The organism is Paraburkholderia youngii, from assembly GCF_013366925.1.
GTDB classification, from domain to species: Bacteria; Pseudomonadota; Gammaproteobacteria; order Burkholderiales; family Burkholderiaceae; genus Paraburkholderia; species Paraburkholderia youngii.
In genome coordinates, this window is the sequence record NZ_JAALDK010000001.1 from 4,352,786 (window position 1) to 4,377,939 (window position 25,154).

Annotated in this window: 22 protein-coding genes and 1 pseudogene; 15 read left to right on the top strand and 8 right to left on the bottom strand. The window is 65.3% G+C overall.

Annotation, left to right across the window (positions count from 1 at the left end):
• The first annotated feature begins 58 nt into the window (after nt 1-58).
• On the top strand, nt 59-1,582 hold the full coding sequence (locus G5S42_RS19980) for a SpoVR family protein (RefSeq protein ID WP_176108375.1): 1,524 nt from the start codon (nt 59-61) through the stop codon (nt 1,580-1,582).
• A 286-nt stretch (nt 1,583-1,868) separates the two neighbouring features.
• Complete coding sequence (locus tag G5S42_RS19985) at nt 1,869-3,176, top strand: MFS family transporter (RefSeq protein WP_176108376.1); 1,308 nt, start codon at nt 1,869-1,871, stop codon at nt 3,174-3,176.
• Between the two features lie 134 nt (nt 3,177-3,310).
• Here the strand turns inward: G5S42_RS19985 and G5S42_RS19990 are convergent, their stop codons facing one another.
• Nucleotides 3,311-3,532: a hypothetical protein gene (locus G5S42_RS19990; protein ID WP_176108377.1), complete on the bottom strand. Its 222-nt coding sequence runs from the start codon at nt 3,530-3,532 to the stop codon at nt 3,311-3,313.
• Between the two features lie 166 nt (nt 3,533-3,698).
• Nucleotides 3,699-4,817, bottom strand: a complete 1,119-nt coding sequence (locus G5S42_RS19995) for a glycosyltransferase family 2 protein (protein WP_176108378.1) — start codon at nt 4,815-4,817, stop codon at nt 3,699-3,701.
• Nucleotides 4,818-4,819: 2 nt separating this feature from the next.
• Here G5S42_RS19995 and G5S42_RS20000 point away from each other — a divergent pair, with 2 nt between their 5' ends.
• A complete protein-coding gene (locus G5S42_RS20000; RefSeq protein ID WP_176108379.1) occupies nt 4,820-5,002 on the top strand; it encodes a hypothetical protein in 183 nt (60 codons plus the stop codon).
• Between the two features lie 39 nt (nt 5,003-5,041).
• Here G5S42_RS20000 and G5S42_RS20005 read toward each other — a convergent pair whose 3' ends face one another.
• From G5S42_RS20005 to G5S42_RS20015, 3 genes and pseudogenes are all read right to left on the bottom strand, one after another.
• Complete coding sequence (locus G5S42_RS20005; protein ID WP_176108380.1) at nt 5,042-5,269, bottom strand: hypothetical protein; 228 nt, start codon at nt 5,267-5,269, stop codon at nt 5,042-5,044.
• Nucleotides 5,266-5,757, bottom strand: a pseudogene (locus G5S42_RS20010) (LysR substrate-binding domain-containing protein); the annotation flags it as partial. The gene G5S42_RS20005 and the pseudogene G5S42_RS20010, both read right to left, overlap by 4 nt.
• Nucleotides 5,758-5,799: 42 nt before the next feature.
• The gene (locus G5S42_RS20015; RefSeq protein WP_176108381.1) at nt 5,800-7,200 is read right to left on the bottom strand and encodes a DHA2 family efflux MFS transporter permease subunit; all 1,401 of its coding nucleotides are present in this window, start codon (nt 7,198-7,200) and stop codon (nt 5,800-5,802) included.
• A gap of 149 nt (nt 7,201-7,349) precedes the next feature.
• Between G5S42_RS20015 and G5S42_RS20020 the strand changes: the two genes are divergently transcribed.
• A complete protein-coding gene (locus G5S42_RS20020) occupies nt 7,350-8,210 on the top strand; it encodes a LysR family transcriptional regulator (RefSeq protein WP_018435610.1) in 861 nt (286 codons plus the stop codon).
• A gap of 42 nt (nt 8,211-8,252) precedes the next feature.
• Here G5S42_RS20020 and G5S42_RS20025 read toward each other — a convergent pair whose 3' ends face one another.
• Nucleotides 8,253-8,690, bottom strand: coding sequence for a carboxymuconolactone decarboxylase family protein (locus G5S42_RS20025; RefSeq protein WP_176108382.1), 438 nt, complete (start codon nt 8,688-8,690; stop codon nt 8,253-8,255).
• A gap of 242 nt (nt 8,691-8,932) precedes the next feature.
• On the opposite strand from G5S42_RS20025, the gene G5S42_RS20030 reads away from it, so the two are divergent.
• Entirely contained in the window at nt 8,933-9,991 is a 1,059-nt protein-coding gene (locus tag G5S42_RS20030; protein ID WP_176108383.1) for an NAD(P)/FAD-dependent oxidoreductase, read from the top strand.
• A 48-nt stretch (nt 9,992-10,039) separates the two neighbouring features.
• Here the strand turns inward: G5S42_RS20030 and G5S42_RS20035 are convergent, their stop codons facing one another.
• Nucleotides 10,040-10,273 carry a hypothetical protein gene (locus tag G5S42_RS20035; protein WP_176110575.1) on the bottom strand — a complete coding sequence of 78 codons (234 nt, stop codon included), beginning with the start codon at nt 10,271-10,273 and terminating at the stop codon, nt 10,040-10,042.
• A gap of 280 nt (nt 10,274-10,553) precedes the next feature.
• Between G5S42_RS20035 and G5S42_RS20040 the strand changes: the two genes are divergently transcribed.
• The 5 genes from G5S42_RS20040 (at nt 10,554) to G5S42_RS20060 (ending at nt 15,684) form a co-directional block, all read left to right on the top strand.
• Nucleotides 10,554-12,524 (top strand): PAS domain-containing hybrid sensor histidine kinase/response regulator, encoded by a 1,971-nt coding sequence (locus G5S42_RS20040; protein ID WP_176108384.1) that lies wholly within the window; start codon nt 10,554-10,556, stop codon nt 12,522-12,524.
• A gap of 120 nt (nt 12,525-12,644) precedes the next feature.
• Nucleotides 12,645-13,799 carry an acyl-CoA dehydrogenase family protein gene (locus G5S42_RS20045; protein ID WP_176108385.1) on the top strand — a complete coding sequence of 385 codons (1,155 nt, stop codon included), beginning with the start codon at nt 12,645-12,647 and terminating at the stop codon, nt 13,797-13,799.
• 33 nt (nt 13,800-13,832) lie between these two features.
• A complete protein-coding gene (locus G5S42_RS20050; protein ID WP_176108386.1) occupies nt 13,833-14,438 on the top strand; it encodes an SAM-dependent methyltransferase in 606 nt (201 codons plus the stop codon).
• Entirely contained in the window at nt 14,435-15,100 is a 666-nt protein-coding gene (locus G5S42_RS20055; RefSeq protein WP_176108387.1) for a glycosyltransferase family 2 protein, read from the top strand. The genes G5S42_RS20050 and G5S42_RS20055 overlap by 4 nt, the downstream gene beginning before the upstream one ends.
• An 89-nt stretch (nt 15,101-15,189) precedes the next feature.
• Complete coding sequence (locus G5S42_RS20060; RefSeq protein WP_176108388.1) at nt 15,190-15,684, top strand: DUF421 domain-containing protein; 495 nt, start codon at nt 15,190-15,192, stop codon at nt 15,682-15,684.
• 65 nt (nt 15,685-15,749) lie between these two features.
• On the opposite strand, the gene G5S42_RS20065 is transcribed toward G5S42_RS20060, so the two are convergent.
• Entirely contained in the window at nt 15,750-17,153 is a 1,404-nt protein-coding gene (locus G5S42_RS20065; RefSeq protein ID WP_176108389.1) for an MFS transporter, read from the bottom strand.
• A 230-nt stretch (nt 17,154-17,383) separates the two neighbouring features.
• Between G5S42_RS20065 and G5S42_RS20070 the strand changes: the two genes are divergently transcribed.
• From G5S42_RS20070 to G5S42_RS20090, 5 genes are all read left to right on the top strand, one after another.
• A complete protein-coding gene (locus tag G5S42_RS20070; RefSeq protein ID WP_013089588.1) occupies nt 17,384-17,527 on the top strand; it encodes a hypothetical protein in 144 nt (47 codons plus the stop codon).
• A gap of 367 nt (nt 17,528-17,894) precedes the next feature.
• A complete protein-coding gene (gene mprF, locus G5S42_RS20075) occupies nt 17,895-20,486 on the top strand; it encodes a bifunctional lysylphosphatidylglycerol flippase/synthetase MprF (RefSeq protein ID WP_176108390.1) in 2,592 nt (863 codons plus the stop codon).
• Nucleotides 20,483-21,748, top strand: a complete 1,266-nt coding sequence (locus tag G5S42_RS20080) for a virulence factor family protein (RefSeq protein ID WP_176108391.1) — start codon at nt 20,483-20,485, stop codon at nt 21,746-21,748. Before mprF ends, G5S42_RS20080 begins: the two co-directional genes overlap by 4 nt.
• Nucleotides 21,749-22,111: 363 nt before the next feature.
• Nucleotides 22,112-23,683 (top strand): threonine ammonia-lyase, biosynthetic, encoded by a 1,572-nt coding sequence (gene ilvA, locus G5S42_RS20085; protein ID WP_176108392.1) that lies wholly within the window; start codon nt 22,112-22,114, stop codon nt 23,681-23,683.
• A gap of 254 nt (nt 23,684-23,937) precedes the next feature.
• Nucleotides 23,938-25,128 carry a 4-hydroxybenzoate 3-monooxygenase gene (locus G5S42_RS20090; protein ID WP_176108393.1) on the top strand — a complete coding sequence of 397 codons (1,191 nt, stop codon included), beginning with the start codon at nt 23,938-23,940 and terminating at the stop codon, nt 25,126-25,128.
• The last annotated feature ends 26 nt before the right edge of the window (nt 25,129-25,154 follow it).

Sequence of the window (25,154 nt, forward strand, 5' to 3'; positions counted from 1 at the left end):
GCAATGCTGCAGCACGGGACACACCGGAACGCCCATCGAGGGGCAAAGGGAAGTCCGTATGAACGTAGCCGATAGACGGCCTCTGCCGTGCCCGTCCGACTGGACCTTCGAATTGATCGAAGAGTACGACTCGCATATTGCCCGTGTTGCGGAGCAATACGAGCTCGACGTGTATCCGATCCAGCTCGAACTCATCAGCGCTGAACAAATGATGGACGCCTATGCGTCCGTCGGTATGCCGGTGAACTACCGTCACTGGTCGTTCGGCAAACACTTTCTTTCTACCGAAAAAAGCTATCGTCGCGGCCAGATGGGGCTCGCATACGAAATCGTCATCAATTCGAACCCCTGCATCGCGTATCTGATGGAAGAGAACACGATGACGATGCAGGCGCTCGTGATCGCGCATGCGGCGTATGGTCACAACTCGTTCTTCAAGGGCAACTATCTGTTCCGCTTGTGGACGGACGCGCACGCGATCATCGACTACCTCGTCTACGCGAAGAACTACATCGCGGAATGCGAGGAGCGCTATGGGCTCGATCGCGTCGAGGAATTGCTCGATTCGTGCCACGCGCTAATGAATTACGGCGTGGACCGCTACAAGCGCCCGCAGAAGCTGTCTTTGCAGAAGGAGTTCGCCGCGCGGCGCGAACGTGAGGCGTATCTGCAGTCGCAGGTCAACGAATTGTGGCGCACGCTGCCGACGCGCCATACGCCGCTGCCCGAAGAGGTCGAGGAGCGCTATCCGCCCGAGCCGCAGGAAAACCTGCTGTATTTCGCGGAGAAAAACGCGCCGCTGCTCGAGCCGTGGGAGCGCGAGGTGATCCGCATCGTGCGCAAGATCGGTCAGTATTTCTATCCGCAGCGGCAGACCCAGGTGATGAACGAAGGCTGGGCGACGTTCTGGCACTACACGCTGCTAAACACGATGTACAACCAGGGCAAGCTGGAAGACGGCTTCATGATGGAGTTCCTCCATTCGCACAGCAACGTCGTCTATCAGCCGCCGGTCACGAAGCCGTATTACAGCGGCATCAATCCGTATGCGCTCGGCTTTTCGATGATGAGCGACATCCGCCGCATCTGCGAAGCGCCGACCGACGAAGACCGCAAGTGGTTTCCTGATCTGGCCGGCAGTCCCTGGCTGCCCTCGATGCACTACGCGATGCGCAACTTCAAGGACGAGAGCTTCGTCGCGCAGTACCTGTCGCCGCATCTGATCCGCGAAATGCGCCTGTTCTCGGTGCTCGACGACGACATGCGCGACGCGCTGGAGGTGTCGGCGATTCACGACGACAGCGGCTACCAGTACGTGCGCCAGGCGCTGTCGCGGCAGTACGACATGCATCACCGTGAGCCGAACATTCAGGTATGGGCCGTCAACACGCGTGGCGATCGCAGCCTGACGTTGCGGCATTTCATGAGCGACAACCGGCACCTGTCGTCGGATAGCGACGAAGTGCTCAAGCACATGGCGCGCTTGTGGCAATTCGATGTGTACCTCGAAAGCGTCGACGAAAACGGTACCGTCAGAAAGCGCTACGACTGCCGGTACGTGCCGCCCTCGGTGAGAATCTGACGTCTCCGTCCGAGCGCGGCGACGGTTCGTAACCGCCCGGGCGGTCCGCGTCGATCACCCGAAGCCCCCGCAGCCTCCCGGCTGGCGGGGGTTCGTTTTTCGTTGCGGTTCTACTTCGCCTCCGGCCCGTACCCAGGGCTTTCCTGCAGTTCCGCAGACAAAACCCCATCTGAACTTTTCACTTATGTAAAATTCGCCGCGCGCGCGTATGCGGTTGTCCGCGACGCGCATGAAGGCGGCGTCACGAGCGTCATCCTCGTTTAGAGAAAAAAGGACCGACATCAGCATGAACGATCTAACCGACCAACCCGTCGTCGCACGAGCGGACGACACCCGGCGCCGCATCTTCGCGATCGTCGGCGCTTCATCGGGCAATCTTGTCGAATGGTTCGACTTCTACGTGTATTCGTTCACGGCGCTGTATTTCGCGCCGTCGTTCTTTCCTAGCGGCAACACCACCACGCAGTTGCTCAACACGGCCGGGGTGTTTGCCGCCGGCTTCCTGATGCGCCCGATCGGCGGCTGGTTCTTCGGCCGGTTCGCCGACAAGCGTGGCCGCCGCACCGCGATGATGGTGTCGGTCTTTATGATGTGCGGCGGCTCGCTCGTGATCGCGATGCTGCCCACGTACGCGCAGATCGGCGCGCTCGCGCCGGCGCTGCTGCTGATCGCGCGACTGTTCCAGGGCCTGTCGGTGGGCGGCGAATACGGCACCAGCGCGACCTATATGAGCGAAGTCGCATTGAAGGGCCGGCGCGGCTTCTTCGCGTCGTTCCAGTATGTGACGCTGATCGGCGGGCAACTGTTCGCGCTGCTCGTGCTGGTGATCCTGCAGCAGATGCTGACGACCGACGAGCTGAAGGCGTGGGGCTGGCGCGTGCCGTTCGCGATCGGTGCGATCGCTGCGCTGATCTCGCTCTATCTGCGTAAATCGCTCGACGAAACCACCACCGCCGCGACGCGCCAGCGCAAGGAGGCGGGTACGCTGCGCGGCTTGTGGGAGCACAAGGGCGCGTTCATGACGGTGCTCGGCTTCACGGCCGGCGGCTCGCTGATCTTCTATACGTTCACCACGTATATGCAGAAATATCTGGTCAATACGGCCGGCATGCACGCGAAGACCGCGAGTTCGGTGATGACCGCCGCGCTGTTCGTCTACATGCTGATGCAGCCGGCGTTCGGCGCGCTGTCCGACAGGATCGGCCGACGCAATTCGATGCTGTGCTTCGGTTTGTTCGCGACGCTCGGCACGGTGCCGCTGCTGCATGCGCTGAAGGACGTGACGAGTCCGCTCGCGGCGTTCGCGCTCGTCGTCGTCGCGCTGGCGATCGTCAGCTTCTATACGTCGATCAGCGGCCTGATCAAGGCGGAAATGTTCCCACCGCAAGTGCGTGCGCTCGGCGTGGGGCTGTCGTATGCGGTCGCCAATGCGATCTTCGGCGGCTCCGCGGAATATGTCGCGCTGTGGCTGAAGTCGGCCGGCGTCGAGACGATGTTCTTCTGGTATGTAACGGCGCTGTGCGCACTCGCGGGTATCGTGTCGCTGCGCATGCGTGATCCATCGACGGAAGGGTATCTGCGGCACGAGCCGTGAGCCGCTAGCCGGGCACGGCGAAACGTCGTGCCGCGATGAAGCATTCGAGCGGCGGTCCGGGGCAACCGGACCGCCGTTTTTCATCGCCTCGACGTTCGCGCGCCACTAGGCGAACTGGCAGCAGCGCACTCCGCTCAACTGACGACGATCCGTGTCCCCCACGCATGCAGCAGGTCGCGCAAGCTCTCGGCCTGTTCCATCCTCGCGCCGCTGCGCAGATGAATCTGCACCGCACGCCCCGCGATGCCGTCGATCGGTTGGGCGAACCATAGCTCGACCGCGAGGCCGAGTCCTTCGGGTTGATCTTCGACGACCGGTTCAATCACGCGCGGTCTGAAACACGCATTGTCTGACATGGCGAAGCACCTCTGCGATGACGGGTCGTGCCCATCGTAATCAGCGGCGCGCTCGGGACCAAGTAACGAATACGCGTTTGCTAAGCAGGGAATGCTTAGCAGAAAATCGGCTTGCGCTTGCGCTTGCGCTCGCGCTCCGTCCGGTTCGCGACGCGCTTCTCGCTGCTCACACCGGCTTCGAGCGGTCGCCGACGAATTCATCGACCAGCTTGTCGACGAACTCTTCGACCCTCGCGGCCTCATGCGCGGCGACCGTCGTCATCGACGGCGCCGCCCCGCGGGCGGCAGCATCGGCCGCCGCGCTCGCCGTCGGCAGACGTGCGCGCCAGGCCGCGCGCGCCAGCATCAGCAGGTGGTAGTAAAGCCGCGCGCTAAAGCCGTAGTCGTAGGCGAACAGATGCGTGCGCGCGATCCGCCAGCCCGCGCGCGCGTCGCCGTTTCTCGCGTGAATCGACACGACGATCGGCACGAGCCGCCGCAGCGCCTGCCGCCGCGACGCTTCGAGCCGCGCCGGCAGACGCAGCGACTTCACGAACCCATACGCGCTCAACGGCGCTGCCGTGCTCGTGCCGCGCGTGCTGTGCGAGATCGACGTCGCGGTCTTCCGATACACCGACACGTAGTCGTGCAGATAAAACACCTCGCGCGCGGCAAGGCATAGCTCGGTGCCGAACACGTAGTCGCAGCAGACGCCGTACCGATCGTCGTAGCCGATCCGCTTCACGAGCCGCGCGTCGGCCATCCAGCCATTGTTCGGAAACATCTGGATCAGGCCGGTGCGGCCGGCGAGCGGCTGCAGCCCCTCATTGGCCTGGGTGCGCCGGAACGCCGCGTTCAGGCGCTCGCTCGCGGCGAGGTCGATCGCGCCGTCCTGATCCGCTTCGTACTGGGCGCCGAATGCCGCATCGAGCCCCGGATAGCGCTGCCAGAGCGACACGAGTTTGCCGACGGCGTCGCTCGTCAGCAGATCGTCGTCGTGGATCAACAGGATCTTGTCGCCGCGCGCCCGCTCGAACAGGCTCGACACATTGCGCGCCTGGCCAAGCGGCCGCTCGTGCTTCTCGTAGCGCACGCGCGGCTCGTCGCGGTAACGCTGCAAGATCAGTTGCCGTGAGCGGGAGTCCGTCGAATCGTCGCCAATCACGATTTCCACATGCGGATAGCTTTGCGCGAGGCACGAGTCGACGCACTCGACGAGCAGTTCGGGACGATTGCAGGTCGGCACACAGATGGACACTTGGGCGATGGCCGCACGGGCGAGGGGAGCACTTGACGCGTTGGACATGAATGACGCCTTTTAACGATCGGAAGCGGCATGAACCGGCGCAACGCGGAGCGGCCGGTTCGGAGGGCGCACACTTCGCTGCTAGCAGCAAAATAGTCCAAGGCGCTGAAAAAATATTCGGTAAAAATGAGGAAGAAATGTTTGCTTACAGAAAGGCACTGGAAGGCAAAAGTGATGCGGCCTGAATGCATGAAGCAGACAGGCCGCCGTGGCACGGGGTTTTTTCAACCGACCGACGGTTCGTCGTCGCCGCGCTTTTTGCCCGGACGGTCCGCCGGGGACTGCTTGTGGCCCTCGCCGTGGCGCTCGGGCATCTTGCTCTTCGCATTGTCGCTATGCACGGCGTGGTGCGGATGCGCTAAATCCTCGGTCTGCGTGCCGGCCTCGCTTTTCGTTTCGTTTTCGCCCGGGTTTTTGGTTTCGCCTTGGGGTTTTTCCGTCGTCTTGCTCATCGCTGCTCTCCTGGAGGGAAGACAAGGCTTCGATAGCAAGACGCGGACCCCGGCGGGCGGCAAACAGCAGTTCTGCGCTCAGGGCGGCCGGGTGGCGCGGCGTGGCGCCGGTCAGCGAGATGATGAAGTCGAGAAACGCGCGCGAGCTCGGCAGGGTTCGCCGGCTTGCCATGTTTCTTCAGATACGACGGCGCCGCCACGGTCAGGATGCGCGTATCGAGCAGCTTGCGGGCGACGAGCGTCGACACCGGCGGGTCTCCGAAGCGGATCGCGACATCGAAGCCGTCCGCGACCATGTCGCCCAACTGATCGCGCGTGATCAGTTCGAGCTGCAGGTCCGGATGTTTGTCGATGAAGCTGCCAAGGCGCGGCCCGAGCACGAGCCGTGAAAAGAACGGGTCCATGTTGACGCGCAGACGCCCGCGCACCGCGGTCGTACCCTGCGCGGCGGAGGCCGCCGCTTCCTCGAGTCCGCCGAGCAGCGGCACGTTCGAATTCATGCGTTGACACGCGAGCAAACGCGTCGCGGGTCAACGCCCCGCGCTCTGCGCTGCCTGGCCGCGAATCACGCGCGTACCGGACGGGGCGTCGAGATGACGGAAGATCCACGCGGACACCAGCGTGATCACGCCGACGCACACGAACGCGAGCCGGAAGCCGAGTTCCGCCGAGCCCCATTGATCCGCGAACAGATTGACGAGCCCGCCGCCGATCGACACGCCGAGCCCGATCGCCAGCATCTGCACCATCGAGAACAGGCTATTGCCCATGCCCGCGTCTTCGTGCGACAGGTCCTTCAGCGTGATGCTATTCATCGCCGCGTACTGCATCGAGTTGGCCGCGCCGAACACCGCGAGAATCGCGATTTCGACCACGAGCGGTGTGCCGCGCGAAATCAGCGAGAACGCGACGATCGCCGAGCCGACGATGATCGTGTTGACCAGCAGGAACGTGTCGTAGCCGTAGCGGCGCACGAGCGGCGCGATCCAGCGTTTCGCGAGCGTGCCGGCGAGCGCCGCGGGCAGCATCATCAGCCCGGAGTGCAGCGGCGAGTAGCCGAGCTGCAACTGCAGCAGGAGCGGCACGAGGAACGGCACCGCGCTCGAACCGACCCGGCATACGAGGTTGCCGATCAGGCCGACGCTGAAATTCGGCTCGCCGAACAGCGACAGCCTGAATAGCGGATTGCCGCGGTTTCTCGCGTACGGAATGTAGGCGAGTGCGCAGGCGACCGCCAACGCGAACAGCCCCGCCGACCACGCCGCGCGATGCGACGGGACCGGCGCGTCGATCGCGAGCGAAAACGCGATCATGCACAGCGACAGCAGCGCGCAGCCGATCACATCGAAGGGCGGCGCCTGCGTCTCGTCATGCGACGGCAGAAAGCGGTGCACCGCGTACAGGCCGAGCGCGCCGATCGGCACGTTGATCAGAAAGATCCAGTGCCATGTGATCGCCTGCACGAACCAGCCGCCGAGCGTCGGCCCGGCGATCGGCCCGAGCTGGCCCGCGATCGAAATGAACGCGAGCGCCGATACATATTGCTCGCCCGACACGCTGCGCAGCACCGCGAGACGTCCGATCGGCAGCAGCATCGAGCCGCCGAGGCCTTGCAGCACCCGCGCCATCACGAGCTCGCCGAGCGTGTGTGCGCTCGCGCAGCAGATCGAGCCGAGCACGAACACGAGAATCGCGGCGAAATAGACGCGGCGGGTGCCGAAGCGGTCGGCAAGCCAGCCGGAGGCGGGCGTCAGCATCGCCATCGTCAGCGTGTAGGCGACGACGACCGGTTGCATCGCGAGCGGCGCGACGTGCAGGCTGTTCGCGATCGACGGCAGCGCGGTGTTGACGATCGTCGTATCGAGCGACTGCATGAAGAAGCCGGCGGCGACGATCCACAGTAGGGCGGTTTGAGACGAATGCTTGGTCATGGTTTCGACAGCGGGCGCGGCGGCAAAGACGCCACCGGAGCCGGGACAGGCGGAATTCCGTCATCTTATTGACATCCCCGTCAATCGGGAACCCCACTAAGCTCGCTGACTGTTATCGACAATGCCGATAAGCAGCGCGACAATCACGCATGCTCAATCCGATCTGGCTGAAGACCTTCTCGACCGTCGCAGCCTGCCATAGCTTCACCGAGGCGGGGCGGCGGCTCGACCTGACGCAGTCGAGCGTCAGCGAACACATCCGGCGCCTCGAACAGAGCGTGGGCCGGCGCCTGTTCGTGCGCGACACCCATTCGCTCGCGATGACGCCCGACGGCGAAGCGATGCTCGCGCATGCAAGCGTGATCCTGCAGGCGTTATCGCGCGCGGAGTCGCAATTTCGCGCGCCGCGTCTGAAGGGGCGCGTGCGGCTCGGCTCGTCGGACGACATCGCGCTCGGCCCGCTGCCCACTGTGCTGGCGGCGTTTCGCAATGCGCATCCCGACGTCGAGCTCGAAATCACGATCGGCATGACCGGCAGGCTCTATGAGCTGCTCGACGCGGGCGCGATCGATCTGCTGGTCGGCAAGCGCCGGCTCGGCGACCGGCGCGGCGTGCCGCTTTTCACCGGGCGGCTCGAATGGCTCGCGCGGACCGGCACGCTCGTCGATCTGAGCCAGCCGCTGCCACTGATTCTGGTCGCCGAGCCGAGCGTGACGCGCGCGGTCGTGCTCGATGCGCTCGCCGAAGCCGGCGCGAGCTGGCAGATCGTCTGCACGAGCAGCAGTCATTCCGGCTGTATCGCGGCTGCGCGCGGCGGACTCGGCATCACCGTGCGGCCGCAGTATCTGGCCGCGCGCGGGCTCGCGCCGCCGTTGAATGCGGCCGGGTTGCCGACGTTGCCGTCGGTGGAATTCATTGCGCTGGCGGCGAAGCGCTTGAGCCGCCCGGCCGGCACGCTGCTGCAGTTGCTGCATGACAGCGATCTGCGCGGGTCGTGGATCGGCGAGTGAGGCGGGCAGTGCATCACCTCATGCCGCCGCTTATGCCGCCACTCAGGCCGGCATCTTCCGGAACGAAATCGCGAAGCGGTTCCAGGCATTGATCGCCGAGATGAGCAGTGTCAGGTCGACCAGTTCCTCGTCGCTGAAGTGCGGGCGCACCGCCTGCCATACCGCGTCGGGCACGTGATCGTGCGACACCAGCGTCACCGCTTCGGTCCACTCGAGCGCCGCTCGCTCGCGGTCCGTGAAGAACGGCGTTTCGCGCCACACGACGACGGTCGCGAGACGCCGCTCGGTTTCGCCGCCCTTGCGCGCGTCGCTCGTATGCATGTCGACGCAATACGCGCAGCCGTTGATCTGCGACGCGCGCAACCGCACCAGTTCGGTCAGCGATTTTTCGAGCGCCGACTTGCCGATGCGCTCTTCGACGCCGAGCAGCGATTTGATCGCGGCGGGGTTGGCTTTGTAGAAGTCGAGACGTTGTTCCATGATGGGCTCCTGGGTTGATGGGACGCTGCGATGGATCGGACAGGTGTTAGCTTAGTCCGTCATCTGGATCATCAAAATGGCCGATTCCAGATATTTTCAGGTAGCCACTTTCGGGCGTTGAGCGGGCCCGCATAGCATCCTTACCGCCGACGATGGCATCGTTGCCGCGTGCGGGCCGATTCGGTAAGGTGAGTTATCGACGCTTGCTTTGCGCCTTTCACCGTGATCCGGAGACCTGCCTCATGACCGTTGCCGCCGACCCGTCCTCTGTGTCCACCTCGCCGATCCGCACCGATGTCCTGATCGTCGGCGCCGGTCCCGTGGGTCTGTTCGCGGCATTCGAGGCCGGTGTGATCGGCCTCACCTGCCAGATCGTCGACATACTCGGAAGGGTCGGGGGCCAGTGCATCGAGCTGTATCCCGACAAGCCGATCTACGATATCCCCGCGATTCCGTCATGCACCTCGCGCGAACTGGTCGAGCGACTGGTCGCGCAATGCAAGCCGTTCGATGTGCCGATTCATCTCGAACAGCGCGTCGATACGGTCGCGCAACGCGACGACGGCCGCTGGACCGTGCGCACCCAGCGCGGCCTCGTGTTCGATGTCGCGGCGATCCTTCTCGCCGCCGGCAATGGCGCGTTCGTCCCGCAAAAGCTCGGGCTCCCCGAGGCCGTGCCGCTGGAAAAGCGCTACGTGCACTACAGCGTGGCGCGCCTCGCCGATTTCGCCGACAAGAACGTGGTCGTCGCGGGCGGCGGCGATTCGGCGCTCGACTGGGCGCTGGCGTTGCGCAAGGTCGCGCGGCGGGTGACCCTCGTGCATCGGCGCGCCGGCTTCAGCGCGGCAGATTCGAGCGTCGAGCTGATGCGGCGCGCGGTCGAGGCGGGTGAGATGGACTTCGTCATCGGCGCGATCGCGGCGCTCGAGGTGGAAGACGGCGCGCTGCGTTCGCTGACGCTGCGGCAGATCCATGGCGAGACCCAGCTCGAAGCCGAACACCTGATCGCGCTGTATGGACTCGTCGCGGATCTCGGCCCGATCGCGCAGTGGGGACTGAAGATTCACGGCGGGCGTATCGATGTCGATACCTCGAACTACGAAAGCTCGCGGCCGGGCATCTTCGCCGTCGGCGACATCGCGAACTATCCGAACAAGCAGAAACTGATCCTGTCAGGCTTTCACGAGGCGTCGCTCGCGCTGCGCAAGGCGTATGCATACGCGTATCCCGACAAGAAACGCGTGCATGTCCATTCGAGCTACGACACGAAGCTCGCGGAAAAGATCGGCGCGGCCGGTTGACGGCGTGCGCGCAAGCGCAGCGATGTCGAGCCGGACCGGCCATTGGCATCATTTTCCAGCGGGCTGACTCGCGGCGGCCGCGGCGCTCGCGGCCTTCTCTTTCTTCTTCGCCTCATGGTGGCCGATCGCGCAGCCCGCGGCCGCACCCGCCGTCCCATGATGTCCGGCAACGTGGCCGGTCACCCCGCCCACGACCGCGCCTTTGGCGCAGCCTTCGGCCTGCGCGACGCTGGATGCGAAGCTCAATGCCGCGGCGAGGGCACACGGGGCCGCGAAGTTCATGGCGAAAGTCGTGAATACCTTTTTCAATTGACACTCCTGTTTTTGCTATCGAAGGGCAAAACGGAAAGCCGAAACCGCCGCACGGCGACACTTTCCGTGATGACCGACTAGCAATCGCGGGGCCTGCCGTTATAAGCTTTGCGCCTTGTGAGCCGGCGCGCGAGCGCCCTTCGCGCCGCATCCCGACCCATGCGGGGCCGCGCAACCGTTTTCGCGAAGGCTTCGGCGCCGGCCAGGCGCGAGGCTTGCTAAACACAACAATTCCAATTACGTGTCCGCCATGACCCAGCTTGATGCTTCTACTCTCCGCGTCCACGGCGAGCCCGCTCGAGTGCAGGCCGAGGCCGCGCCGTCGGCGCTCGTCGGCGTCGATTATTGGTCGCTCGTGCAGGCGATCTCGGACTACGCGATCTTTCTGCTCGACGCGAAAGGCCACGTCGTGAGCTGGAATGCCGGCGCGCAGAAGCTGAAGGGCTACACGGAAAGCGAGATCGTCGGCCAGCATTTTTCGCGCTTCTACACCGAGGAAGCCGTCGCGCGCGGCTGGCCAGGCTTCGAGCTGGAGCAGGCGGCGCTCACCGGCCGCTTCGAGAACGAGGACTGGCGCGTGCGCAAGGACGGCACGACGTTCTGGTCGAACGTCGTGATCACCGCGATACGCAACGGGCAGGGCGAGGTCACCGGCTTCGCGAAGATCACGCGCGATCTGACCGCGCAGCGCGAATATCTCGAAGCGCTGCGCCAGAGCGAGGAGCGCTTCCGTCTGCTCGTCGATAGCGTGAAGGACTACGCGATCTTCATGCTCGATCCGCAAGGCTTCGTCGTCAGTTGGAACTCGGGCGCCGCGCGCATCAAGGGCTATACGCACGATGAAATCGTCGGCCGGCACTTCTCGCAGTTCTACGTGCCCGAGGAGGCCGCGGCCGGCAAGCCCGCGCGCGAGCTCGCGATCGCGCGGCAGATCGGCGCCGTCGAAGACGAAGGCTGGCGCGTGCGCAAGGACGGCTCGACGTTCTGGGCCAACGTGATCATCACGGCCGTCTATGACGAATCCCGACGCTTGCGCGGCTTCGCCAAGGTCACGCGGGATCTGACCGAGCGGCGCCGGCGCGAGGAGCTCGAGCGCTCCGGTGAGCGCATGCGCGAATTTCTCGCGACGCTCGCGCACGAACTGCGCAATCCGCTCGCGCCGGTGCGCAACGCGGTCGGCACGATGCAGATGGAAGCCAATCTGAGCCCGGTGGTCGCGCGTGCGCGCGATCTGATCGATCGCCAGGTCACGCACCTGACGCGACTCGTCGACGATCTGCTCGATATCGGCCGCATCATGTCCGACAAGGTCGAACTGCGGATTGCGCGCGTCGACCTCACCGAACTCGTCACGCGTGCGATCGAAGCGGCGCGGCCGTTCACCGACTCGCGCGAGCAGCGCGTGGTCGCGCAGGTAACCAACGCCCCCGTGAGCATTCGCGGCGACATGACGCGGCTCGTGCAGGTCCTGCAAAACCTGCTGCACAACGCATCGAAATTTTCCCCGCACGGCAGCGTGATCGAGATGCGTGGACGTGTCGACTTTCGCATGGCGGTGCTCGAAGTGCGCGACGCCGGCTGCGGTATTCCGGTGCGCTCGCTCGACAAGATCTTCGAGCTGTTCGCGCAGGAGAAGGAAGGGCAAAGTTTCGGCGAAGGCGGTCTTGGGATCGGCCTGACGCTGTGCAAGTCGCTCGTCGAAATGCATGGTGGCAGCATCGTCGCGAGCAGCGAAGGACCGGGGCTCGGCAGCACGTTCACTCTGAGTCTGCCGCTCTCGGCGCAGTCCGACACCGCGGAGAGCGGCGCGATCAATGCCGCGCCATACGTGCAGCCGCTGCGGATTCTGCTCATCGACGACAATCGCGATTCGGCCGACAGCCTCGCGATGCTGCTCGAACTGAAGGGCCACGAGGTGCGTATCGCCTACGAGGGCGAGCAGGCGCTGCAGATCGCGCCGCGCTTCTCACCGCATCTCGCGCTGATCGATCTGGCGATGCCGAAGATGGATGGCTATGCGACGCTCGCGGCGATGCGCGCGCTGCCCGAGATGGCTCGCACGATGTACGCGGCGATGACGGGCTTCGGTCATGCGAGCGATCTCGATCGCACTCGCAACGCGGGTTTCCATGCGCACCTGGTGAAGCCGGTCGAGATGGCGGTCCTCGACGCGTTGCTCACGAAGGCCGATGGTCGACTGAGCGGAAGCGGGGGGACGTAGGCGCTTTTTCGCTGCGCGGCTGCCCCGTGAGCTGGGGCACGATGTTTGCTGTGACTCTGCATACGTTCCGGTCCGCCGCCGCTCGGCGGGCCGCGGATCGAATCGGTGCAGGGAGGCACGATGCTCGACACGCGCGACCACGCGGCCAGCTTCAAGGCCCAGTCACGGCAGATTTCGAATCAACACGGCGGCCGCGCACCGCCGCTCGACGATTTCCTGCGCGACGCGCGCTTCGATGCGAACGATCCCGCTGCTCTCGGAGCACTGCTCGCTGATCTTATCGAGCGCGGCTACGATCGCGCGCCGAGCTTGCCGTTGCCGGGGCATGGCGAGACGCTGGTGCGCTGGCGCGCGCTGGCCGCCGTTGCCGCGTGCGACCTCGGTCTCGTCAAACTATTCGAAGGCCATACCGATGCGCTCGCGATTCTCGCCGAGCTGAGCGGCCCGTTGCCGCCGCCGGCAAGCCGCTGGGGCGTGTGGGCCGCCGAAGCGCCGGACGCGCGAGTGCGCGCAGTCAGTGAAGGAATCCAGAACGCTTCCAGCGAGGGCGCTCAGGTGCGCCTGTCCGGTACCAAAGCCTGGTGCTCCGGCGCGCAGGCGCTCACCCATGCGCTCGTGACCGCATGGCGCGATGACGAGCCGGTGCTCGCGGCCGTCGCGCTGGACCAGAGCTCGATCTCGATCGACACATCGAAGTGGCAGGCCGTCGGCATGCGGGCGACCGCGAGCGCCGATGTGACGTTCAACGACACCGTGGCGACGCTCGTCGGCGCGCCGCATGAATATCTGCAGCGCGCGGGCTTCTGGCATGGCGGCGCCGGTATCGCCGCGTGCTGGTACGGCGCGGCCGCGCAGATCGGCCGCACGCTGCGCGACGCGTGCGCGCGGCGCGCGGATGCGCATCGGCTGGCTCATCTCGGCGCGACCGATGTCGCGTTGCGGTCGGCCGCCGCGGTGTTGCGTGAAACCGCCGCGTGGATCGACGCGCGACCTTCGGATGATGCGCAGACGCGCGTGTTGCGCGCGCGTCTGGCCGTCGAGCAGGCCGCGAGCGCCGTCATCGATCATGCGACGCGCGCGCTTGGCGCGGGTCCGTTGTGCCGCGACGCGCGCTTCGCCCGAGCGCTCGCCGACCTGCCAGTGTTTCTGCGGCAAAGCCACGCGGAACGCGATCTCGCCGCGCTTGGCGAACGGCTCGTTATGTGCGCTGACACGACCGCAGTGCCGGCATCGGATCACGCGTCGTTGCAAACACTCACATCGTGGACGCTATGACCTTTATTCCCCAGCCTTCGGAGGATCGCTGCGATGAGCTCGCCGATGCCGTACTTCGATGAACTTTACCGACGCAGCGACGATCCGTGGCGTTTGCGCGAAGGCTGGTACGAACGCCGCAAGCGTTCGCTGACGCTCGCGCTGCTGCCGCGGCAGCGCTATCGCAACGGCTTCGAACCGGGCTGCGCGAACGGCGAGTTGACGGCCGGGCTCGCGACGCGCTGCGACGCACTGCTCGCTGCCGATCTGCATCCGCGCGCCGTCGAGCTCGCGCGCGAACGCGTCGCGGGCGCATCGAACGTGCGGATCCAACAGCGCAGCGTGCCGTGCGAATGGCCAACGGAGCACGGGCCGTTCGATCTGATCGTGATCAGCGAGTTTGCGTACTACCTCGACGCGGCCGAGCTCGAAACGCTGGCCGCGCGCATCGCTGGTTCGCTGACGACCGATGGCACGCTGCTCGCCTGCCATTGGCGCCGGCCGTTCGCCGAAGCGCGCGAATCGGCCGACCGCGCGCACGCTCTATTCGATGCGCGCTGCGGCCTCGCACGTCTCGCGCATCACGACGAAGCCGACTTGCTGATCGACGTGTGGTCGCGCGACGCACGTTCGGTCGCGCAGCGAGAGGGGCTTCTATGATTGGCGTGATCGTCCCGGCGCATAACGAAGAGGCGTTGATCGCGGGGTGCCTCGCGGCCTTGCTCGAAGCGTCGCGACATGAAGCGCTCGCCGGCGAAGAGGTGCGGATCGTCGTCGCGCTCGACGCGTGCAGCGATTTCAGCGGAGCGATCGCGCGCGCTTACGGCGTGCAGACGCTGACGCTGAAGGCGCGCAACGTCGGGATCGCAAGGGCGCTGGGCGCGTCGCTGCTGCTCGCGCTCGGCGCGCGCTGGCTCGCGTTTACCGATGCCGACAGCCGCGTGTCGCCGGATTGGCTCGCTGCGCAATTGGCGCTGGGCGCCGATGCGGTGTGCGGCTCGATCGCCGTCGACGACTGGAGCGCGCATCCGCACAGCGTGCGCGAATATTTTCGCAAGACCTATGTCGACGCCGACGGACATCGTCACGTGCACGGCGCGAATCTCGGCGTATCCGCGCAAGCCTATCGGCGCGCGGGCGGCTTTCCGCCGCTCAAGTGCAGCGAGGACGTTGCGCTCGTCGATCGCCTGATCGCGACGGGCGCGCGCATCGCGTGGAGCGCCGCGCCGCGCGTGACGACGAGCGCGCGTACCGCGGCCCGCGCGCGCGGCGGTTTCGGCGACACGCTCATTGCATGGGCGACGGATGGCGCGCTGGCCTGAGCGACGGCGCTGCGCCGCGAGCTGGTCTCGCTCGCAACCATCCGGATACCGGAGCATTGGCACAGCAATACGCCGCGGGGAGGACGAACATGATGGACGCGTTTTTCGTTCTATTCGGCCAGGGCAGGGAACTCGACCCGTTGCAGATGGGGCTGCGCTCGATCGTCGTGTTCGTGATCGCGATCGTGCTGATTCGCGTATCGGGGCGGCGCTCGTTCGGTCAGCGCACGCCGTTCGATCTGGTCGTCGTGATTCTGCTCGGCGCGATGCTGAGCCGCGCGATTGTCGGGGCGTCGCCGTTCATCGCGACCGTGGTCGCGTCGCTGGTGATCGTCGTATGTCACCGGGTGCTCGCGTGGGCGTTCATACGTTCGCGCCGCTTCGAGCTGCTGGTGTGCGGCGTCGAGCGCGAGGTGTTCAGCGACGGCAAGTTCCACGCGAACGAAATGCACGCGGCGCTCATCACGCGCACCGACATCGAGGAAAGCGTGCGGCAGAAAACCGGCTCGCGCTCGATGGACAACGTGGCCGCCGCGATCCTCGAACGCAATGGCGAGGTGAGCGTGATACGCAAGCGCGAGTGAGCGCCTGAACGCGGGAAGGGCGGGGCGCGTTTGTGCGGGCGGGCCGTAAGGGCTCGACGCGCGGCTCAGCCGCGCCCGCCTCGCGAAATCTCCGAGCCCGCGCCGCGCGGCAAGCGCAGCGTGACCGGAATCGACGCGAACGAGCACAGCCCGACCACCAGAAACGCGGGCCAGAAATCCGACCACGTGATGCTCGGATGTCCATGCAGCGCGCGCGAAATCTGCAGCACGATCCCGCCGACCGTCACGCCGAGACCGAGCGACATCTGCTGCACGACGCTGCCGAGACTCGTCGCGCGGCCGACGTCGCGGCTCGCAATCTCCGCGTAGGTCAGCGAATTGAGGCTGGTGAATTGCAATGCAGGGAAGAAGCCGCCGAGCAGCACAACGACCCAGATGATCCACGTCGGCGTGTGCGGGAAAAAGAGTCCGCACGCGGCGATCGAAATGCCCGACAGCGCCGCGTTGAACACGAGCACCTGGCGAAAGCCGAAGCGGCGCAGCACGGTGGAGGCGATCGTGCGCATGAACATGCCGCCGAACGCGGACGCGCAGGTGATCAGCCCCGATTGGAACGCGCTCATGCCGTGGCCTTCCTGCAGCAGCAGCGGCAGAAGGAACGGCAGCGCGCCGAGACCGATGCGAAACAGCGAGCCGCCGAGCACGCTCGCCTGGAAAGTCGGCGCCTTGAAAAAGCGCAAGTCGAGCAGCGGCAGCGCGACGCGCTGCGCGTACACGACGTAGATCGCGAGCAGCGTCGCGCCGAGCGCGCACATGCCGAACGCGTCGGTATTGGAAATCAGTTCGCCGCCGACCAGCGACAAACCGAGCAGCAGCAGCACCGCGCCCGCCGCCGACAGCAGGAAGCCGATCCAGTCGAGCGGGCCGGGGTCCGGTTCGCGCGTATTGGCGATATAGCGATTGGTCAGATAAATGCCGAGAATGCCGATCGGCACGTTGATGAAGAAGATCAGACGCCAGTGCAGATACGTGGTGATGAAGCCGCCGAGCAGCGGACCCGCAGCGGGGCCGAGCATCGCGGGCACGCTCAGATAGTTCATCGCGCGGATGAAGTCGGCTTTTTCCACCACGCGAAAGATGATGATCCGCCCGACCGGCACCATCATCGCGCCGCCGACGCCCTGAATGAAACGCGCAACCGTGAAAGTGGCAAGCGAGTTCGACGCCGCGCACAACAGCGAGCCCGTGACGAAGATGCCGATCGCCGTGCGGAACACGGTGCGGGCGCCGAACTTGTCGGCGAGCCAGCCGCAGACCGGGATGAACACGCCGAGCCCGAGCACGTAGCTCGTGACCGCGATTTTCAGCGTGACCGGGTCGCGGGCGAAATCGCGCGCCATGGCCGGCAGCGCGGTGACGATCACGTTGGCGTCGACGCTTTCCATGAACATCGCGCACGCGACGATAAGGGGCGCAATCAGAGCTTTCTGAGACTGGGCGACGGTCATGGCGGCGAGGCTGCGGCGAAGCGTCGCAGGCAAAGGGGGCATTATTGCACCTGTACGGTGCGGATTGTTAATACCTGCTGGGCCGATGCCGACCCTTTACATTTTTTGTATCCGACACGCGACGGCGGCGGTGCGACACCGCCAATAAATATTGATTTTTGTTGCGCTGCGGCACGAGATGGCTATAATCGGGTTATCGCTTAGGTATAAACCCTTAGTTAGGAGCCGCCATGAACACCGCATCGACTGTCGTCCGTTCCACCCCCGCCGCCACCACGTTCTTCGGCAAGCTGCGCGCGCTGGCGCTGCATGCGCTGAACCTGCATCTGCAGAACTGCGCGGTGATCGCCGAAGCGTATCGTCGCCCGCAATAAGCGCGTATTGCGCGCGCGGGCCGCGCAAGACCCGCCAACCGTGTCGATGCCCGCTCGTGTAGCGGGCATTGTGCTTTTTGGCCCCGCCAGGCAGGGCGCGTTCAGCGCGTCATCCGCGCCGTCGACATCAGTCCCCAAAGAGTAGCCCTCCCATCGGGCCAGTTCTGGCCCGCCATCGCCGTTTCCCTTCCAGATATCGCTCGCGCGCGCTTTTGACGCGCGACGCGTAGGCGAATCGACAGCAAAATTGCTATTGCTGTCAACCTTTTGCACGTTTTGCCGTTATCACTTTGTAATCGCCGCCACAGGCGATACCGCGCGTGACGCACCCGTCGCCGCGACCGCTCTCGCAAGGCCCGCATTGACCATGTTCCACCGACTTCAACACAGCTTCGAGCGCCTGCGCGCGCTGCTCGGCCGTGCAGCGAAAGTGCTTGGCAGCCGGGGACTCCTGTCGCCCGTGCTCGCGCTCGTTATTTGCGGGCTGCTGCTGGTCGTGCTGCAGCATCTGTCGGAGGCGGTGAATTACCGTTCGGTGATGCGCGAACTGCGCGAGCTGTCGCCGCGCGAGTGGATCGGCGCGCTCGGCGCGACCGCGCTTAGCTACGTCGCGCTGGTCGGGCGCGACGCGGTCGGCCTGCGCTATCTCGGCGCGAGCGTGCCGCGCGCGGCGCTGTGGGTCGGCGCGACGGCCGGCTCGGCGCTCGGCAATGCGACCGGTTTCGGCGCGCTGACGGGCGGAGCGGTGCGCGCGCGCGTGTACGGCGTCGCGAACATCACGCCCGCGCAGATCGGCCGCATGACCGTGTTCACGAGCGTGTCGCTCGCACTCGCCCTGGTATTGATGACCGCGCTGGGCATGCTCGGCATGGCCGCACAGCTCGCGCCGATGCTGCATCTGTCGCCGGTCGCGCTGCGCTGGAGCGGCGCTGCGCTCCTGATCGCGCTGGCGCTCGCCGCCGCCGCGTGCCGCCGCGAAACGCGGCCGATTCGCACGCGCTGGCAGTGGCTCTCGTTCGATATTCCCGCGCGCCGTGATCTGCTCGCGCAGATCGCGCTGGCGGTGCTCGACGTGGTCGCCGCAGGTCTCGCGCTGTGGGCGTTGCTGCCGCATGCGAACGTGAGCTTCATCGGCTTCATCACCGTCTACGCGGCCGCCATGCTGCTCGGCCTGATCGGCCATACGCCTGGCGGGGTCGGCGTGTTCGAGGCGGCGATGGTGTTCACGCTGAGCGGCAGCGTGCCGATGCATCAGATGGTCGCCGCGCTGCTCGCGTATCGCGCGATCTATTTCGGCGTGCCGCTGATCGTCTCCGCGGCGCTGCTCGCGGGCTTCGAGGGGCGCGCGCTGAAGAACCGTCTGTCGATGCTGCAGGCGCAGCGCGTGTCGGAACTCGCGCCGCTGTTTCTGAGCCTCGTTACGTTCGTGGTCGGCGGCATGCTGGTCATCTCGAGCGCGACGCCGGCGTTCTGGCAGCGCATTCATGTGCTGCGCGACGTGGTACCGCTGTGGGTGCTCGAAAGCTCGGCGATGCTGTGCAGCGTGCTCGGCGTGCTGCTGTTGTTCGTCGCGCGTGGGCTACTGCGGCGGCTCGATGCGGCATGGTGGATGACGCTCGCGCTCGCATTGCTGAGCCTTGCGCTGTCGCTGACCAAGGGTCTCGCATTCGTCGAAGCTGGTGTGCTCGGCATGCTGATCGTGCTGCTGCTCGCGACGCGCAAGCGCTTCAACCGTCATTCGTCGCTGTTCGCCGAGCGTTTCACGGCCGGCTGGCTCGTGTCGATCGCGATGGTGCTGATGTTCGCGACGTGGGTCATGCTGTTCGCTTTCCGTGACGTGCCGTACACGCGCGACCTGTGGTGGCAATTCGCGTTCGACGAGCGCGCGCCGCGCGCGCTGCGCGCGACGCTCGCCGCCAGCGTGTTCGCCGCGACCTTTTCGTTCTGGCAATTGCTGCGTCCGGCGCCGGGCCGCTTCGTGAAGCCGGCGCCCGAAGATCTGCTCGACGCCGCGCGCATCGTGCGCGCGCAGGAACGCAGCGATGCCGGTCTCGCATTGATGGGCGACAAGAGCTTCCTGTTTTCGGAATCGCGCGAGGCGTTCCTGATGTACGCGAAATACGGCCGCACGTGGGCCGCGTTGCACGATCCGGTGGGGCCGCGCGAAGAGTGGGCGGGTCTCATCAAAAAGTTCGTCGCGCTCGCGCATGCGCACGGCGGTCGCGCCGCGTTCTACCAGGTGCGCGCGAATGCGCTCCCGCTGTATCTCGACGCCGGCCTCACGCTGATGAAGCTCGGCGAGGAAGCGCACGTCGTGCTCGACGACTTCGATCTGAAGGGCTCGCACCGCGCGCATCTGCGCTATGCGTTGAAGCGCGGCGAGCGCGACGGCTTTAGCGTCGAAGTGATCGATCAGGCGCGTGTGCCGGCGTCGCTCGAAACGCTGCGCGGCATTTCCGATGGCTGGCTCGGCAGCCACGATGCGCGCGAGAAGAGTTTCTCGGTCGCCGCTTTCCACGACGAGTACCTCGCCGCGCAGTCGGTGATGCTGGTGCGCCAGAACGGCGAACCGGTCGCGTTCGTCACCTTCATGACGACCGATATGAATACCGAGGCGACCGTCGGCGTGATGCGTCACGTCGAAAGCGCGTCGCCGTACGCGATGGAATATCTGTTCACGCAACTCGCGCTGCATCTGAAGCAGGCGGGCTTCCGCTCGCTCAGTCTCGGCATTGCGCCGCTCTCCGGCGTGCAGCCGACTCCGCTCGCGTCGCGCTGGCATCGGCTGGCCGGCATCGTGTGGCGCTTCGGCGGCCGCTTTTATAACTTCCGCGGACTGCGTGCTTTCAAGAGCAAGTTCCAGCCGCGCTGGGAGCCGCGTTATCTCGCGGCATCCGGTTCGGGCGTGTTCTTCACGCTCGCGGACCTGTCGCTGCTGGCAGGAGGCCGGCGTTCATGACATTGCATCCGTTGTTCCGGCTCGCCGTCGCGGCGAGCGTTCTGAGTTGCGGCGCGCTCGCGCACGCGGCCACCACCACCGTACCGGGCGGCCGCTATGGCGACGTGCGCGTCACGCAGCCCGAGGGGCCGCTGCGCGGCTTCGTCGTACTGTATTCGCAGGCGAGCGGCTGGAGCGCGGCCGATCAGCAGAGCGCCGATGCGCTCGCGAAAGCGGGCGCAATGACGGTCGGCGTCGATACCGCGCGCTACGAGGCCAACCTTGCCGCGAAAAAGGAAACCTGCCATCAACTGGTGGGCGATGCCGAGGCGCTTAGCCATCAGCTCGAACGACAATCGCAGTCGAGCCGCTACTTCGCGCCGATCGTCGCGGGTACGGGGCAGGGCGCAACGCTGGCGATGCACGTGCTCGAGCAGGCGCCGTCCAATACGATCGCGGGCGCGGTGTCGGTCGACGCCGACCGCACGCTCGACGCGCGCTTCGAACCGTGTCCGCCCGACCCGACCGTGATCCGCGACAAGGTGCCGGGCTTCGTCGAAAAGGCGAGCACGGGCAACGCCGATCGCGCGCGTCTGGTCGCTTTGCTGACGCCGCATCTGCAGCCGGTCTCGACGAGTGCCGACGACGTCTCCGACCTGCCGCTGATCGAGTTGCCGGCCGCGCATCCGAACGGCCTGATGGCGATCGTGATTTCCGGCGATGGCGGCTGGCGCGATCTCGACAAGACGATCGCGCAGGCCTTGCAGAAAGATGGCGTGTCGGTGGTCGGCTGGGACAGCCTGCGCTATTTCTGGAGCGAGAAGCCGCCCGCGCAAACGAGCCGCGATCTCGCGCGCGTGATGCAAACCTATGGCGAGCGCTGGCACGCGCAGCACGTTGCGCTGATCGGCTACTCGTTCGGCGCCGATGTGATGCCGTTCGCGTATAACCGTCTGCCGCAGGCGCAGCGCGACAAGGTGTCGCTGATGTCGCTGCTCGGCTTCGCGCCCGACGCCGACTTCCAGATCCGCGTCGGCGGCTGGCTCGGCATGCCCGCGAGTGACAAGGCGCTGAACGTGCGGCCCGAGTTGACGCATGTGCCGCCGTCAATCGTTCTATGCTTTTATGGCGAGAGCGAGACCGACACGCTGTGTCCGGCGCTCGACAAGAGCGGTGTAGAAGTCATCCGCACCTCCGGCGACCATCACTTCGGCCGCGATTACAACGCGCTGGAGCGACGCATTCTCGCGGCATTCAAGAAGCAGAGCGGCGTGCGCGATTGATTGCGGCGTTGGCTGTATCAGCGGGGCGCGCTTGACGGCGCGCCCCGTTTTTTTGCTACTCCGTTCTGGCCAGAACCGTGGTCCGCGGAGATTGACAAAGCCTGCCAAGTCGACGAAGATCGTCGGCATGAACTGCCTCGACATCCGTATTGCGCTGATTATTAGCATCATTCATCGAATGGTGGGTTAGCGCGCGTCGACTTGCAGTGACACATAACCCGCCAAACGAGGCGGGTTTTTTTATGTCCGCTTTCAGGTCCATTCTCTACCTGCCTCCTGGCGAACATGCTGCGATTGCCATCGATGGATGTCGATCGCGGTTGATTCGTTGTTGCATCGAACGTTGCCACCCAGGAGCTTGCCGTGCTGTTAACCGAACTCGAACAGGCCGCCGCAGCGGCCGGGCGCGTCGCGCCGTCTCACGACTACCTGAAAAAGACCCTGACCGCGCGCGTCTACGACGTGGCGCGCGAGACCGAGCTCGAACGCGCGCCGAACCTGTCGGCACGGCTGCGCAATCCGGTTTATCTGAAGCGCGAGGACAACCAGCCGGTGTTCTCGTTCAAGCTGCGCGGCGCGTACAACAAGATGGCGCATATTCCGGCCGAAGCGCTCAGTCGCGGCGTGATCACCGCGTCGGCGGGCAATCATGCGCAGGGCGTGGCGTTGTCGGCCGCACGCATGGGCGTGAAGGCGATCATCGTCGTGCCGGTGACGACCCCGCAGCTCAAGGTCGACGCGATCCGCACGCATGGCGGGCCGACCGTCGAGGTCGTGCAGTTCGGCGAATCGTATAGCGATGCCTACGGTCACGCGGTCAAGCTGCAGGAGGAGCGCGGCCTGACCTTCGTGCATCCGTTCGATGATCCGTACGTGATCGCCGGCCAGGGCACGGTGGCGATGGAAATCCTCAGCCAGCACCAGGGGCCGATTCACGCGATCTTCGTGCCGATCGGCGGCGGCGGTCTCGCGGCCGGTGTCGCCGCATACGTGAAATCGGTGCGCCCGGAGATCAAGGTGATCGGCGTGCAGACCGATGATTCGTGCGCGATGGCCGCGTCGCTGAAGGCGGGCGAGCGCGTGACGCTGAACGAAGTGGGCCTGTTCTCCGACGGCACCGCGGTGAAGCTCGTCGGCGAGGAAACCTTCCGCCTGTGCAGCGAATATCTCGACGAAGTGCTGCTCGTGAACACCGATGCGCTGTGCGCCGCGATCAAGGACGTGTTCCAGGACACGCGCAGCGTGCTCGAACCGGCGGGCTCGCTCGCGGTGGCGGGCGCGAAGCAGTACGCCGAACGGGAAGGCATCGAGAACCAGACGCTGATCGCGATCACGTCGGGCGCGAACATGAACTTCGACCGCATGCGCTTCGTCGCCGAACGCGCCGAAGTGGGCGAAGCCCGCGAAGCGGTTTTCGCGGTGACGATCCCCGAAGAGCGCGGCAGCTTCAGGCGCTTCTGCGAGCTGGTCGGCACGCGCAGCGTCACCGAATTCAACTACCGGATCGCCGACGCGAACTCGGCGCATATCTTCGTCGGCGTGCAGATCCGCAACCGCAGCGAACCGGCGCAGATCGCCGGCGCCTTCGAAGCGCACGGCTTCGCGACCGTCGATCTGACCTTCGACGAACTGTCGAAGCAGCACATCCGCTACATGGTCGGCGGCCGCTCGCCGCTCGCGCGCGACGAGCGACTGTTCCGCTTCGAGTTTCCCGAGCGTCCGGGCGCGCTGATGAAATTCCTGTCGTCGATGGCGCCGAACTGGAACATCAGCCTGTTCCACTATCGCAACCAGGGCGCGGACTACAGTTCGATTCTGGTCGGCATTCAGGTGCCCGAAAGCGACCACGCGGCATTCGAGCGCTTCATCGAAACGCTCGGCTATCCGTGCTGGGAAGAAACGAAAAATCCTGTCTACCGACTGTTTCTCGGCTAGTCGAAGCTCGTTTAGCGGATCGGGGTTTACCTGAGTGGACGCCACGCCGGCAGAACGAGCCGGGTGTCGTCCAAATCGCCGGAAAGCCCCGCCACTCTTGCGTTTACGGCCGATACAGCGACACTGCACCGGCTCCTGCCTCACACCTTCTATCGCGCAGCGCGATACGGCCTATCCGCCATATCGCGTTGCGGGATAGGTGTCACGATCGTCACACTGAGCGCAAATTTCATCACCGCATTCAGGAGACATCTATGCGCACCCAAGTTGGCATCATCGGTGCAGGGCCTGCCGGCCTGTTTCTTTCCCATCTGCTTCATCTGCGCGGTATCGACTCCGTCGTGCTCGAAACGCGCACCCGCGATCAGATCGAATCGACGATCCGCGCCGGCGTGCTCGAGCAGGGCACGATGGACCTGCTGACGCAAACCGGCGTCGGCGAACGCATGAAAGCCGAAGGCGCGCTGCATCACGGTTTCGAACTCGCGTTCGACGGCAAGCGCCGCCGCATCGATCTCACCGATCTCACCGGTCAGGCGATCACGGTTTATGCCCAGCATGAAGTGATCAAGGATCTCGTCGCGGCGCGTGTCGCCGCGGGCGCCGAACTGCGTTTCGGCGTGTCGGATACGTCGGTGCACGGCATCGATACCGATAAGCCGTCGATCCGCTATCGCCACGAAGGCGCGGAGCACGAACTGCAATGCGACTTCGTGATCGGCTGCGACGGCTCGCAAGGCGTGTCGCGCCAGGCTATTCCGCAGGCGCTGCGCAAGGATTTCGAGCGAGTCTATCCGTTTGGCTGGTTCGGCATTCTGTGCGAAGGCCCGCCGTCGTCGGACGAACTGATCTACGCACGCCACGAGCGCGGCTTCGCGCTGATCAGCACGCGCTCGCCGAACGTGCAGCGCATGTATTTCCAGTGCGATCCGAAGGACTCGGTCGACAATTGGTCCGACGATCGCATCTGGGCGGAACTGCATGCGCGCGCCGATTCGGACGAGGGCCATAAGCTCATCGACGGCAAGATCTTCCAGAAGAATATCGTCGGTATGCGCAGCTTCGTGTCGACGACGATGCAGTACGGCCGCCTCTTCCTCGCTGGCGACGCCGCGCATATTGTGCCGCCGACCGGCGCGAAGGGCCTGAACCTCGCGGTCGCCGACGTGAACGTGCTAAGCAAGGCGCTCGACGCGTTCTACAAGGAAAACCGCACCGATCTGCTCGACCGTTATAGCGAAACCGCGCTCAAGCGCATCTGGCGCGCCGAGCACTTCTCGTACTGGATGACCAGCATGCTGCACCGTATCGAAGGCGCTTCGGCGTTCGAGCAGCAGTTGCAGGTTGCCGAGCTCGAGTACGTGACGACGTCGCGCACGGCCGCGACGGTACTGGCGGAGAACTACGTAGGCGCCGCCGGCGCGCAGATGCAGGCGAATCTGTAAATGCCACTGCAAGCACCGCGCGATCG

Coding starts and splice junctions, on each gene's coding strand:
- G5S42_RS20005 (WP_176108380.1), bottom strand. CDS start 5,269: ATGAGCAAGACGACGGAAAAACCCCAAGGCGAAACCAAAAACCCGGGC.
- mprF (WP_176108390.1), top strand. CDS start 17,895: ATGTTCCACCGACTTCAACACAGCTTCGAGCGCCTGCGCGCGCTGCTC.
- G5S42_RS20040 (WP_176108384.1), top strand. CDS start 10,554: ATGACCCAGCTTGATGCTTCTACTCTCCGCGTCCACGGCGAGCCCGCT.
- G5S42_RS20045 (WP_176108385.1), top strand. CDS start 12,645: ATGCTCGACACGCGCGACCACGCGGCCAGCTTCAAGGCCCAGTCACGG.
- G5S42_RS20035 (WP_176110575.1), bottom strand. CDS start 10,273: ATGAACTTCGCGGCCCCGTGTGCCCTCGCCGCGGCATTGAGCTTCGCA.
- G5S42_RS20030 (WP_176108383.1), top strand. CDS start 8,933: ATGACCGTTGCCGCCGACCCGTCCTCTGTGTCCACCTCGCCGATCCGC.
- G5S42_RS20015 (WP_176108381.1), bottom strand. CDS start 7,200: ATGACCAAGCATTCGTCTCAAACCGCCCTACTGTGGATCGTCGCCGCC.
- G5S42_RS20070 (WP_013089588.1), top strand. CDS start 17,384: ATGAACACCGCATCGACTGTCGTCCGTTCCACCCCCGCCGCCACCACG.
- G5S42_RS20060 (WP_176108388.1), top strand. CDS start 15,190: ATGATGGACGCGTTTTTCGTTCTATTCGGCCAGGGCAGGGAACTCGAC.
- G5S42_RS20050 (WP_176108386.1), top strand. CDS start 13,833: ATGAGCTCGCCGATGCCGTACTTCGATGAACTTTACCGACGCAGCGAC.
- G5S42_RS19985 (WP_176108376.1), top strand. CDS start 1,869: ATGAACGATCTAACCGACCAACCCGTCGTCGCACGAGCGGACGACACC.
- G5S42_RS20000 (WP_176108379.1), top strand. CDS start 4,820: ATGACGCCTTTTAACGATCGGAAGCGGCATGAACCGGCGCAACGCGGA.
- G5S42_RS19990 (WP_176108377.1), bottom strand. CDS start 3,532: ATGTCAGACAATGCGTGTTTCAGACCGCGCGTGATTGAACCGGTCGTC.
- G5S42_RS20025 (WP_176108382.1), bottom strand. CDS start 8,690: ATGGAACAACGTCTCGACTTCTACAAAGCCAACCCCGCCGCGATCAAA.
- G5S42_RS20020 (WP_018435610.1), top strand. CDS start 7,350: ATGCTCAATCCGATCTGGCTGAAGACCTTCTCGACCGTCGCAGCCTGC.
- G5S42_RS20055 (WP_176108387.1), top strand. CDS start 14,435: ATGATTGGCGTGATCGTCCCGGCGCATAACGAAGAGGCGTTGATCGCG.
- G5S42_RS20065 (WP_176108389.1), bottom strand. CDS start 17,153: ATGACCGTCGCCCAGTCTCAGAAAGCTCTGATTGCGCCCCTTATCGTC.
- G5S42_RS20080 (WP_176108391.1), top strand. CDS start 20,483: ATGACATTGCATCCGTTGTTCCGGCTCGCCGTCGCGGCGAGCGTTCTG.
- G5S42_RS20090 (WP_176108393.1), top strand. CDS start 23,938: ATGCGCACCCAAGTTGGCATCATCGGTGCAGGGCCTGCCGGCCTGTTT.
- G5S42_RS19995 (WP_176108378.1), bottom strand. CDS start 4,817: ATGTCCAACGCGTCAAGTGCTCCCCTCGCCCGTGCGGCCATCGCCCAA.
- G5S42_RS19980 (WP_176108375.1), top strand. CDS start 59: ATGAACGTAGCCGATAGACGGCCTCTGCCGTGCCCGTCCGACTGGACC.